This window comes from Dyadobacter pollutisoli (genome assembly GCF_026625565.1).
Taxonomy (GTDB): Bacteria; Bacteroidota; Bacteroidia; order Cytophagales; family Spirosomataceae; genus Dyadobacter; species Dyadobacter pollutisoli.
This window is the reverse complement of record NZ_CP112998.1, coordinates 5,254,373-5,266,903: the sequence shown is the minus strand read 5'-3', so window position 1 is coordinate 5,266,903 and position 12,531 is coordinate 5,254,373. Positions and strand designations below refer to the sequence as shown.

General features: G+C 46.3%; 8 protein-coding genes. 4 read left to right on the top strand and 4 right to left on the bottom strand.

Annotated features, from left to right (window positions below; translation table 11 throughout):
- Positions 1-77: 77 nt before the first annotated feature.
- Both ON006_RS21440 and ON006_RS21435 read left to right on the top strand, forming a co-directional pair.
- Entirely contained in the window at positions 78-1,019 is a 942-nt protein-coding gene (locus ON006_RS21440; RefSeq protein ID WP_244824404.1) for a glycoside hydrolase family 43 protein, read from the top strand.
- A 125-nt stretch (positions 1,020-1,144) separates the two neighbouring features.
- On the top strand, positions 1,145-1,720 hold the full coding sequence (locus ON006_RS21435; RefSeq protein ID WP_244824403.1) for a DUF4136 domain-containing protein: 576 nt from the start codon (positions 1,145-1,147) through the stop codon (positions 1,718-1,720).
- Positions 1,721-2,060: 340 nt separating this feature from the next.
- Here ON006_RS21435 and ON006_RS21430 read toward each other — a convergent pair whose 3' ends face one another.
- The gene (locus ON006_RS21430) at positions 2,061-3,518 is read right to left on the bottom strand and encodes a TlpA family protein disulfide reductase (RefSeq protein ID WP_244824402.1); all 1,458 of its coding nucleotides are present in this window, start codon (positions 3,516-3,518) and stop codon (positions 2,061-2,063) included.
- A gap of 123 nt (positions 3,519-3,641) precedes the next feature.
- On the opposite strand from ON006_RS21430, the gene ON006_RS21425 reads away from it, so the two are divergent.
- Positions 3,642-6,593 (top strand): FAD-binding and (Fe-S)-binding domain-containing protein, encoded by a 2,952-nt coding sequence (locus ON006_RS21425; protein ID WP_244824401.1) that lies wholly within the window; start codon positions 3,642-3,644, stop codon positions 6,591-6,593.
- Between the two features lies 1 nt (position 6,594).
- Here the strand turns inward: ON006_RS21425 and ON006_RS21420 are convergent, their stop codons facing one another.
- Positions 6,595-6,852, bottom strand: coding sequence for a hypothetical protein (locus ON006_RS21420; protein ID WP_244824400.1), 258 nt, complete (start codon positions 6,850-6,852; stop codon positions 6,595-6,597).
- Positions 6,853-7,062: 210 nt separating this feature from the next.
- On the opposite strand from ON006_RS21420, the gene ON006_RS21415 reads away from it, so the two are divergent.
- Entirely contained in the window at positions 7,063-7,803 is a 741-nt protein-coding gene (locus tag ON006_RS21415; protein WP_244824399.1) for an outer membrane beta-barrel protein, read from the top strand.
- A gap of 81 nt (positions 7,804-7,884) precedes the next feature.
- On the opposite strand, the gene ON006_RS21410 is transcribed toward ON006_RS21415, so the two are convergent.
- On the bottom strand, positions 7,885-9,345 hold the full coding sequence (locus ON006_RS21410) for a SusD/RagB family nutrient-binding outer membrane lipoprotein (protein WP_244824398.1): 1,461 nt from the start codon (positions 9,343-9,345) through the stop codon (positions 7,885-7,887).
- A gap of 23 nt (positions 9,346-9,368) precedes the next feature.
- Positions 9,369-12,506, bottom strand: coding sequence for a SusC/RagA family TonB-linked outer membrane protein (locus tag ON006_RS21405; protein WP_244824397.1), 3,138 nt, complete (start codon positions 12,504-12,506; stop codon positions 9,369-9,371).
- Positions 12,507-12,531 lie beyond the last annotated feature (25 nt).

The following is a 12,531-nucleotide window of genomic DNA, read 5'->3' as shown; positions in this document are numbered from 1 at the left end:
CTTGTGGTCCCCAAATAAATTCCCAGTACATCGCGTCCGGTTGAACCCGGGCGCGTATTTGTTTAACCCCTTCTTGTATGCGGTTTAAAACTCTCGTCTTCTTATTTCAAATGTTGATGCTGGCTGGTGCTGCCAGCGGGCAGGATCATGTTTACCTGTTTTCCTATTTTCTTGATAATGGGCAGGATGGTCTTCATTTTGCATATAGCGAGGATGGCCTGACCTGGAAAGCATTGAAAAACGAGAAATCCTTTCTGACCCCCACTGTCGGTAAAGATAAGCTGATGCGCGACCCATGTATCATTCAAGGGCCTGACGGTGTTTTCCATATGGTGTTCACAACGGGCTGGCATGACAGGATCATTGGCTATGCATCTTCCAAAGACCTGATTAACTGGTCGCAACAAAAGGCGGTTCTCGTCATGGAACACGAGCCAACCGCGATGAATAGCTGGGCACCGGAAGTGTTTTATGACGATCAAAAGAAGAATTACATGATTTATTGGGCCACGACGATTCCGGGAAGACATTCAAACGTCGCTGATTCTGAAAGTGAAAAGGGGCTCAATCACAGGATATATTACGCAACCACACCGGATTTTAAGAATTTCAGCGAGACCAAAATCTTCTTCAATCCCGATTTCAGTGTCATTGATGCCACCATTTTGAAAAAGGGCGCATGGTATTATATGTTTTTGAAAAACGAAAATCCAAAACCTGCTGAAAAGAATATCAGGATCAGTAAATCGAAAAATGCAGCCGGGCCGTATCCAACAACGGTTTCGGCACCTATAACGGGGAATTACTGGGCGGAAGGGCCAACGGCCGTTGAAATTGGAGACTATGTTTATGTATATTTTGACAAGTACCGTGACCACCGTTACGGCGCTGTGAGATCCAAAAATATGGCGTCGTGGGAAGATGTTTCGGATCAGGTGAAATTTCCCGCCGGAATACGACACGGCACCGTTTTTAAGGTGTCTCAGAGGGTATTTAAAGGACTAAATGACACCCGGTAAACGAAATTTTTAAACTAATATACCAACATCATTTGTTTATTAGTTTAATAGTTGTTATCCGAACATTTAAACCTTTTACCCTCGGAAAGTGTCAAAGAATAAGTAAACTAAACGTTCAAATTAAAATGAAAAGCATAGTGAAAGTGATAAAGGCCGCCGGGATGGCGGTAGTGGCGGGAGTCTTCATGATGGCATGTAGCCAGGCCCTTCAGGTAAGTTACGATTACGATTCATCCGTTAATTTAAAGCAGTTCAAGACCTTCAAAGTAGAAGCTGAACATAATATGGAAACAGATCCTTTGTTGGGCAGCGAACTGAACAGAAGGAGGCTGGGTGATGCAGTAGTTGAAGTAATGGAATCCAAGGGTTACAAGCTGGATCAGAAGAATCCTGAGATCATTGTAAGGTTTATGACTGACGTGAAAGATCGCCAGCAGGTACGTTCCAACAACATGTACTCACCTTATATGTGGTGGTACGGTGGTGGAAACAATATATCGACCTACAATTATCAGGAAAGCCGTTTTATTCTGAATATTTATCAGAAAAACAGCGACCGGATGATCTGGCAGGGGTGGGCATCGGGCAAAGTAAAAGCGCCTACCAAAAAGGACGACCGTGAATCCATGGTGAAAAACACCATGGCCGATATCCTGAGAACATTCCCGGAAGCCACGCTGGATACATACAGCAGGAAGTAACGAAACGAAAACGAAACTTGCCAAGTCTGGGCGACCCCGTCTCCAAGACTTGGCAAGTTTTTTTATTTAGCTACGGCAAGATTTTTTGGCTCCGAAATAAGGACGTCTAGTGGAAAGCCAAGACCACTATGAAGGTTTCGGATCATCTCAATCGAAAGATTACGTTTGCGGTTTAATACCTTCGAAACATTTCCTTTATTGCCGATATAGGGAACGAGGTCCAGTTTGCTTTCCTAACCGTTTAGAACCATGAAACAAGATAGATTTTCGAGTCTGGGTGGATTTCGTAAAAATCTCCTATTTTCTTGAAACTGATTACGTTAATCTAATGGTGTATAATTTATTTCGCAACCTTCTGAAGCTCAGCATCGAGCGTCTTATTATTCGGAAATTCCTGCGGGATCCAGCGGTTTACGATTTTGCCGGAGGCGTCGGTGACCAGGAACGGATAGCGGATATCAATCGCGTATTTTTCTTTTAATTGCTCAATAACCTCATCGGAAGCCCACAGATGCTTGGCGTTTGGGCGATCTTTGGCGTACTGTTTCCAGGTCCTGAAAGGAATCCCAGGTGCAACGGACACGTATACGAAACTCGCTTTTTGGCCGTATTTATCTTCAAATGCCTTCAAACCAGGCTCATGCTGCCCGATACTGAACGAAAAAACCATACAGACCGGCTTGCCTTGAAGAGATGAAACAGCGACTGCCGAGCTATCCACATTCAGCAATTGAATGTCCGGCAACGCAGCTCCGGCTTGCAAAGTTTCTTTGGTCTGTATCAATTTGGCAATGTATTCTGTGTAGGGCGATTGTGGAAAAGTCGCTTTGTAGTCTTCCAGTAATGCTTTGCTGGTTTCCAGCGTTGGTATTGCAGTCGCCGCGTAATTCAGCCAGTAGGTGAGCAGATATTCTTTTTGCTTCGGGTAATCTGCGAGTTTTTCTTTGCTGAATGCATACACATCCTTCAATGCATTGGGGCTGATCTCATAGCGGGAATCGGATTCCAGTGGAAATTTCCGGGTCGAGGGGATCAATGCCCAGTTGCGGAGCTCGTCCCGATATGCCTGGCTCAGCAATGCGTCGTCAGCAAGTATTTTGAAGTCAGATAATGTGAAGTCTTCCAGTTCTTTACGCTGAGCGGCATCCAGTTTCGTTACCCGGTTCCTCCTCATTATTTTTTCCTGGATCGCCCTGCGCGTCAGCGATGGTTCGGTAGTGGTAGTGGCTAGCACATAAGCTTCAAAAGCCGGTACTACCGGATTAGCAGTTTTGAATTTTTCGAAAGCCTCTGTTCTTACTTTTTTGAGGCTGTCGCTTTGCTGAACAACGCTTTTATTATCGATCTGAGAAGGTTTGTAGCCGAAAACGGGCAGATACTGATATTGATTTTCGAGAAAATAGTTTTTCAGGAAAGTCTGATAGTTGGCATTTTCGCCGGCAAATGTAGGGTCCGCGTTTTCAGCAAAGTTAATGATGAGATCGTCACCCGGCTGCAAAAAAAGCATCCAGGTTTTGTTCACCGCGTTACCGCTGTATTGTAAACGCATCATTTTCGGTTCATTCAATTGAATGACCGATTTTTCAGAAGTTTTTTCATTAAAATTGACGGATACCACCGGTTCCAGCTTTACATCCGCCAGCCCAATGCCCAGATTGGGGTGAAAATGTACATCCTCCTGCACCAGTGTCACATTGACGGGGCCTTGTTTTGAACTGGTAAGGGTTATAGTTGCAGTATTCTGAGCTTTTACCACCAGGCTAGCAAATAGTAATATCAGTAGTGTTACTTTTTTCATTTTGTGTATAATATGAATTTTAGGTCAGCAATAGAGTGTAAAAAGTGTGCCAATATACGTACATAGTGTATCAATGCCCTGTACTTCTCTTAACTTAGCTTTTTAATCTTTGTTTCTTTTGGAATGAATCGCGTTTCCCAATTTCAGTTCACTACCCTTCGTTCCCGGTTCACGGGAGAGCTTTATTTTGATGATTCGACGCTGCATGCAGCGCAAAAAGCGATCTATGCGACCGACGCTTCTGTCTATCAGGAAAAGCCGCAGGCAGTGGCTTTGCCGCGAACGGTTGAAGACATTCGTTTGCTGATCGAATTTGCAGGAAACCATAAAGTAACCCTTATCCCGCGTGCTGCCGGTACTTCATTGGCTGGTCAGGTGGTAGGTAATGGTATTGTGGTGGACATTTCGAAGCATTTTGGGAAAGTTCTGGAAATCAATGCGGAGGAAAAGTGGGTGCGCGTGCAGCCCGGTGTCATTCGTGATGATCTTAACAAGCATCTCGCTCCGTATGGCCTACTTTTCGGACCTGAAACTTCTACTGCGAGCCGGGCAATGATCGGCGGAATGATCGGTAACAACTCGTGCGGGCTGCATTCCATTACCTGGGGTGCCACCCGCGACCATTTGCTGGAAGTAAAAGCGTTGCTGTCCGATGGTTCTGAAACGGTTTTTAACAATCAGTCTATTTCGGATTATACCAAAAATATTACTCAAAAGCAGGTCAGGGGACGTGAGCAGGGGATTCTGGCAGGAATGTATGGCCTGATCTCCAACCCGGTGGACCAGGAGCTGATCAAAAAGCATTTCCCTAAACCGACTGTAACGAGAAGAAACTCGGGCTATTCACTGGATGCATTGGTCCGCAATTTTGAAAATAGCAACATTAACCTTTGCAACCTCATAGCAGGGTCTGAGGGTACACTATGCTTTGTTACCGAAGCCAAACTCGCGTTGGTTGATGTTCCTCCCGCGGCTGTGGGCGTAGTGTGTGTGCATGCCGATTCGCTTGCCGAATCGCTTCATGCTAACCGGGTTGCGATGACTTTTAATCCAAAAGCCTCTGAATTAGTAGACCGGTACATTATGGATTTTACCAAAAATCATAATGTATATTCTCAAAACCGTTTCTTTATGCAAGGAGACCCTGCGGCACTGCTTATGGTTGAATTTTGGGGCAATACCGAGGCGGAAGTGGAGTCGCAGGCAGCATCATTGATTTCCAGTTTAAAGGCCGAAAATCTGGGTTACGCTTATCCATTGTTGTTTGGTGACGATGCTAATAAGGCCTGGGAGATCAGGAAGGCAGGTTTAGGGCTGATCAGAAACCTGCCCGGCGACACTCAGCCAGTGAACCTCATTGAAGATTGTGCCGTGGCGGTAGAAGACCTGCCGGCCTACATTGACGAGCTCGCTGCGCTATTGGAACAGCATAATCTACACGCGTCCTATTATGCACACGCGGGCGCGGGTGAGTTGCATGTAGAACCGATGATCAACTTGAAAACTTCGGAAGGTAAGCAGCAGTTCAGAAATGTGCTGGCGGATACTGCGAAATTGGTCAAAAAATACAATGGCGCACTTTCAGGTGAACATGGTGACGGAAGATTGCGGGGCGAATTCATCCCATTTATGATGGGTGAGGAGGTGTACGAGATGTTCCGGCAGGTGAAGCGTATCTGGGACCCGGACGGTATTTTCAATGCCAACAAAATCGTGGATACGCCTCCGATGAATGAGTTTCTGAGGTATGAGCAGGATAAGCCGCAGCCGGAGATCAATACGGTTTTTGATTTTTCGAGACAAGATGGAATGTTGCGTCTGGCCGAAAAGTGCAGTGGGTCAGGCGATTGTCGCAAAACAGAACTGACTGGAGGTACCATGTGCCCCAGTTATATGGCAACACGACGGGAAAGAGATACTACACGAGCGAGAGCCAATATTCTGCGGCAGTATTTGACGCCGATCAAAGAGAAGCAAAAATCCATTACCCCGAAAATGGTGAAGGAAGTGCTCGATCTCTGTCTTTCCTGCAAAGGCTGCAAATCTGAATGTCCGTCGAGTGTGGATATTGGCAAAATGAAGGCGGAATTTACGCAACAATATTACGAGATCCACGGTGTGCCCTTGCGTAGCAAGCTCATTGCCAACTTCTCAAAGCAAATGAAACTGGCCTCTATTGCTCCCTGGGCGTTTAATGGCGTGTTTGGGACACCCGCATTGCGAAAAATTGCCAACAAAATGGTAGGCTTCCATCCCGAACGAACAATGCCGAAACTGCATAGCCAGACATTGAAAGATTGGTGGCTCAAAAGGAAATCAATAAGCAAAAGCCAGACTGCTGACAGGAAGGTATACCTGTTCTGCGATGAATTTTCCAATTATAATGATGTAGAAGTTGGCAAAAAGGCCATTGAATTGCTGGAAGCGCTCGGCTACCAGGTCATTATCCCTGATCACGAGGAATCGGGACGGTCGTATTTATCAAAAGGTTTTGTGAAGGAAGCGCAGAAACTGGCCGTTGAAAATGTGTCATTATTGCGGGATAAAATCACTTATGATACCCCTTTGATCGGTATAGAACCTTCGGCAATATTGTCTTTTAGGGACGAGTATGTAGACCTTGTTCTCGAAAATCAGCGAAATGATGCGGAGAAAATCTCTGAAAATGCATTGCTTTTTGAAGAATTCATCGCCCGTGAGATCGACGCCAAAAGAATTGATAAAGGTGTTTTTACACAAAAAAAGCAGCTCATCAAGCTGCATGGACATTGTCATCAGAAGGCACTTTCTACATTAACCGCTTCCAAAAAAGCAATGTCCCTGCCTGAAAATTACCAGGTACAACTGATTCCTTCGGGATGCTGCGGTATGGCGGGCTCGTTCGGCTACGAAGAGGAACATTATGCCGTTTCCATGCAAATTGGTGAGCTGGTGCTGTTTCCAACGGTCCGGCAGCAACCGGATGAGGTGATCATAGCCGCCTCAGGGACCAGCTGCCGTCATCAGATCAAAGATGGAACAGGACGTAAAGCTTTACATCCTGTGGAGATCTTGTGGGATGCGTTGTTGAAGTAATTTATTCCGTCCCCCGAACGCTTTTCATGATTGTATCTGAATCGAGGTTCATCGTTGTATCGGAGGCCGCTGTGCTATCGGACGCCGACGTCGCGTTTTGAGATGGATTATCGGCTTCACCGAAATTTTTATCGTGGTTTATATATCCGCCGAACCATGCGATGAGCGAAAGCACAATACCAACTCCGACGATCCATTTCCAAACGTTTTTTACATTCTTTGTTGCCCTGGCTTCCTTGTCTGTTTTTTGCCTGTTCATGGGTTTAATTATTTAGTTTCATACAGCCATACCAATTTTGTACCAAAGGCAATTGGAAAGGTAAAAGGCGATTTATATAACATTGTGTTGATAAAATTTCCCCAAACTAAGTCACCAAAAAAAAATGTAATAAAACGGGTATGTTTGATGTTACCTTAGTTGAAATTTGTTTTCGTTAAGAAGATACTACTATCATTTATAACCGGATTCATGAAAATTTTCCTCAACAGCCAAACGTTCCTGATTGCATTATTTTTATTTATTGCCTTCCACGCCCAAGCGCAAAACACGCGTAGCTTCTTTTCAGTAACAGGTGGTTATAGTTTGCCGGTAGGGGAACTTGCACGCGAGAAACTGGACGATCCATTCGCGGGATTAACCGGTTCCGGATATTTCGGACAGGCCAATTATGACTTTCGCATTGCCCGCTGGGTAGGACTTCGTGTTTCAGGAAGTATGAATTTAAACAAAACCAATTCGCAGCCTATCATTGACAAGGCCAATAGCTACGCTGCGGGACTGGGCGAAACTTTCACCTGGCAGGCCAATGTATCGAAATGGAAACTGAATGCATTAATGGTCGGTCCGGCGTTATATATCAACATGGGCAGGGCGCAAATTGAACTGCACGCGCAAGGTGGGAAAGTCTGGGCCAATTCGCCTACGGTAGACCTCATTGGTACTGCCGAAAATGGTGGCGAGCCGATCACAGTAGGTTTGAAACCTGCTTCCACGTCAGCATTTGGTCTGGCGGGCGGGGCTAGTTTGAGGCTGCCTATTGCTGGTAAACTGTACTTTCAGCTGAGCGGAGATGTAATTGGTGCTGAGGCTGAGATTAAAGATGTTACCATTAGGGCAGTAAGAGGTAGTTTTGACTTTTCTGAGAAGGTGAGTGAAAAGCGTTTCATAGGGGTAGTGAATGTGGGCGCAGGGCTTGGAATTGCATTTTAGAAATAATTGAATGCCAAAAAGAAAACGGGTCGGATGCCGCACGCATCTGACCCGTTTTCTTTTACACTAGCCTATCCCCACTTATTTGGCGAACCAAAGTTTCATTTTCATATCATTCTTGCCCCCCTGGCTGGAAAGCGCTGCCGAGAAGTTTGCCAGGTTCAGCGATTCTTCCGAACCCGGGTAAGGCATACGTGTAGGAATGATATTCTGGTTGGTATTCAGCAATGGTGGCTGCAATGCAGGAATGCCAGTTCTGCGGAACTCGGTCCACGCTTCCAGTCCTTGTCCATACAATGCGATCCATTTTTGCTCCATAATTTGCGTGAAACCATCCGCACCTGCTTTCAATGCATTGGCCGTCAGGTATTCAGGTGCGACGGTCAGCTTATACTGTGCGTGAGATGCGGTAATGGCATCTGCATAATTTTTGGCTGCCTCCCCGGCTGCTGCAATTCCTTTGTAAGCGAATTCTGCTTTCAGGAACAACAACTCTGCGTAGCTGATGATGACTGCAGGAGCAGTAGGAGCAATAAAATAAGCGCCTACCCTTGATGTAGCCTCCAAGCCGAGCTTACCGGCTTCGGAAGAAGATAATCCATTGGGCACACCTACATAACCGGGATTGAGCGTCGATAGGTTAGCATAAATTGGAAGCCGAGTATCGCTCAATGCTTTGAGTTTGTTCACCAAAGTAGCGCTGACACGGTGGTCGTCACGTGTTTTACGATTGACATTGATCGGATTCTGGTTGTTGGTAACATCCAGATAGTTGAGCTGAATGTTTTCAGAGACAGCGCCGATTACGGGATACTTGGCAGGGTCGCTCAAAATTCTGGTGATCTCAGTTTTAACATCAATCGGAGCATCGGTTTTGTCGATCATTCTGCTCAATATCCGCAGACTAAGCGTGTTTGCGAATTTTTTCCACTTCGTCAGGTCATTGTTAAAGAGAATATCGCCGCTTATTGCGATGCTTTTGTCAGTGGCGTTGATGGATTCACCGGCTGCTTTCAGCTCCGCGATCAGACCTGCATATACATCCTTTTGCTTGTCGTACTTAGGAAGTAAATTGCCCTCCAAGCCTTGCAACGCATCTTTGTAAGGAATATCACCATAAATATCGGTCAATAACGAGAATGCCCACGATCTTAAAATGATGGCGACAGACTGGTAATTAACATTGTTGGTTTCCACTCCGATTTTGTAAATACGCTGGTAGTCGGCCAGCGATTCAATGTATAATCCCTGCCAGCCAGCTGTGTACACATCGCTTGACACCGTGTACTGGTCAATGTCGGTATACTGGATCCTTGCCCAATGTTGCGAGAAACCGTCGCCCACATCCATACCAAGGGAACCGCCCCAGTAAATATCCACGGCACTCTGAATGCCATGCGGCAGGAACAGGTCAGCAGTACCGGTGGCGGCGCTGTTGTTATTGGTATTGATCTCGTCAAAATCCCCGGTACAGGCTGAAAACCCTAACAAAGTAGAGGACAGAAGGAATCTGAAAATGAATGAATTTATAGTCTTTTTCATATCGAATCGGTTAATAAAATGTCTTATAAATTGAAGCTGATGTTGAAACCTACCGTCTTGGTAGTAGGGATCTGACCGTTTTCTATGCCTTGAAGGTTACCGTCGTTGTAATAGCTGGTTTCAGGGTCGATGTGCGGAAGATTGCTTTTCAGCAAAGCAAGGTTACGTCCCACAACAGAAACAGCGATATCGCGGAAAGGCAGCTTGTTGAAAACTTTGCCGGAAATCATATAAGTCAATTTTACCTCACGCAGCTTCACGTAGCTTGCGTCGAAAATGGTGTTCTCGTTGTTGGTCAGCAGGTAATATTTGTGGTGATATTCTTCCGATGAAATCCTTTTTTCGTTCGCCACATATTCAGGGCTGGCTGCGGTTCCTTTGTTGACCACACCCGCGCCGATGACGCCTTCCTCACGACCGAATGTAGTTTCTTTCAAAACCCCGGTATAGCGGCCGACATTGATGGATTGCGAGAAGATATCCCCGCCCGATTTGATGTCGATCAATGTGCTTAGAGAGAACCTTTTGTAAGTAAATGTGTTGGAAATGCCGCCGATCCAGTCAGGAGTGAAGCTACCCAATACGCGGCTCACAGGATCGATCATCGGATATCCTTGTGCGTCGTAAACGATCTGTCCGTCCGGGGCGCGCAAAAATCCTTTTCCGAAGAATGTGCCATAAGGCTGCCCTACACGGGCTTCCACAGATAGTCCACGGAAAGCGCTGTTGGTAGTCGCTTGTGTCAGAGGATTGTAGCTTGTGTTCAGCTGGTAAGTGGTAAGTCCGCCTTCCAGGGAAAGGACCCGGTTTTTGTTTTTGGCCCAGTTCAAGCCAATATCCCATTGGAAATTACCAACCTTGATCGGCGTAGCCGTCAACTGGATTTCAACACCTGAGTTTTTGATTTTACCCGCATTCAAAAGTTTGGACAAGAACCCGGTCGCATTGGAAATATTGACATCCAGGATCTGGTTTTTGGATACTTTGCTGTAATAGGTCACATCGATACCTACGCGGTTGTGCCAAAGTCTGATATCCGTACCGATCTCGTAAGAAGAAGTAATTTCAGGTTTCAGGTCAGCATTGAGCATTGCATTGTTTTCAGATAAGCTCGGCGTGCTGCCCCATGCATTTTCGTATTTGTAAGCACTTGTCAAACGATACGGATCGGTATCATTACCCACTTGCGCCACACCAGCCCGGATTTTAGCAAATGACAGTATCGATGATTTTACATTAAACATATCGGTGATGATCGCACTCACAGCCGCAGAAGGATAGAAGTAGGAGCGGTTGTTGGAAGGCAGCGTACTCGACCAGTCATTTCTGGCGGTAAGGTCCACAAACAGGTAGTTTCTAAAACCGAGATTGGCCGAAGCATAAAGGCTATTAACGGTCTTTTTAATGTAGCTGTTTTCTCCAACCAGTTTCTGGCGTGAGTTACCAAAGTTATAAACACGAGGGATCGCGAGCTCGGTAGCGCCCATATAGTTGCGTTGCGCGTAATTTGTCCGGTGGTTTCCGCCAATGTTGGCAGTAATGTCAAACTCGCCGAATTTATGGGTTGCATTCAAAAGGAAATCGGAGTTGGATTCGCGGACGAAGATCTGCTCTTCGTTATATGCATCGTACAATGAAGAAGTACCAATGACAGCCTGGCGGGCAGCAGTCTTGGTTTTACGACGATCTTCGTAGAAATCAGTTCCTGATCTTGCGGTCAGAGAAAGCCAGTCGGTGAATTTGTAAGTGGCTGAGAAGTTACCGTACAGACGGTCTTTTTCGTTGGCCTTGGTGCTTTCGTTGAGCAGGTAGTAAGGGTTAGTCCAATAGTTATCATTCCAGTTGTTCTGGTAAATGCTGCCCGGCTTTTTATAGGTAGTCAGTTTGTCCATATCGACCTGGCGGCCGAACCAGATGAAGTAAAGACCGAAGTTATTCCTGTTGTCGCTTCCGTCTTTCACATAGTTTCCGGTCGCTCTCACGCTCAGTTTTTTGGTCAGGTTCCAGCCTACATTCAGCGATACGGTACGGCGTTTATAATCAGTATTTGGTAAAATACCTGTCTGGCTTAAATTAGTGAATCCGAGGCGGAAATCGGCTACGTCATTACCTCCGGTTACGGCAACACTATTCGTATACGTTTTGCCTGTTTCGTAAAATTTGTCAACATTATCAGGGTGTGCGATCCACGGGGTTGGAGTTCTGGTTCCGTCTGCGGCGATTGGCGAGTCGAACTGTGGCAGTAAGCGGCCATCGAGTTTCGGTCCCCAGCTTTCATCTACACCATCTCCTTTTCCACCTCCTTTTCCATCCACGTAGGAGAACACGCCACCGGCGCCTTGTCCATATTCATTTTGCCATTCAGGGATTCTGAACGGGCTTTCGAATGCTGTATTAGTGTTAAATGAAACACCAATTCCCTTGGTTCCCTTACCGCTTTTGGTAGTGATCAAAACCACGCCGTTCGCACCGCGGGAGCCGTAAAGCGCAGCCGCACTAGGTCCTTTTAGTACACTGATAGACTCCACGTCGTCAGGGTTGATAGACGCAGCAGCATTGCCATAATCGACAGCCGTTCCCGATCCGAAGTTGCTGTTATCGACAGGAACACCGTCTACAACGAACAGAGGCTGGTTATTGCTACCGATCGAGCTGGCGCCGCGGATGATCATCCGGGACGAGGAGCCAGGCGCGCCATTGGAATTGGTAACCTGTACACCCGCAAGTCTTCCCGAAAGTGAATTGACAAGGTTAGTCTCCCTGGCTTGTGTAAGCGTTTTTCCGCTCACTTCCTGTACCGAATAGCCCAGTGCTTTTTTCTCACGGGCAATACCCAGGGCCGTTACCACGATCTCGCTGAACTGGGTTGCGTCCTGTTCGAGGTTAATCTCAAAAAACGTTTTGGTTCCGACAGGCACTTCTAGGGTTTTGTAGCCGATGAACGAGACTACCAATGTGGCCCCGGACGGCGTGCTGATACTGAACTCACCGTTTGCATCAGTTGTGCTTCCTCTGCTGGTGCCTTTGATGAGGATACTTGCGCCCGGAAGATTCCCGTCTTCCGATTGAACCTTTCCCTTGATGTTCAGGTCTTGCCCGAAACCCGTTCCCGTGAGGAACAGAAGAAAAGATAGAAAGCCTAAAGTAAAGACTTTTCTCATGGTTGAATTTTTAAGGAGTGAAACA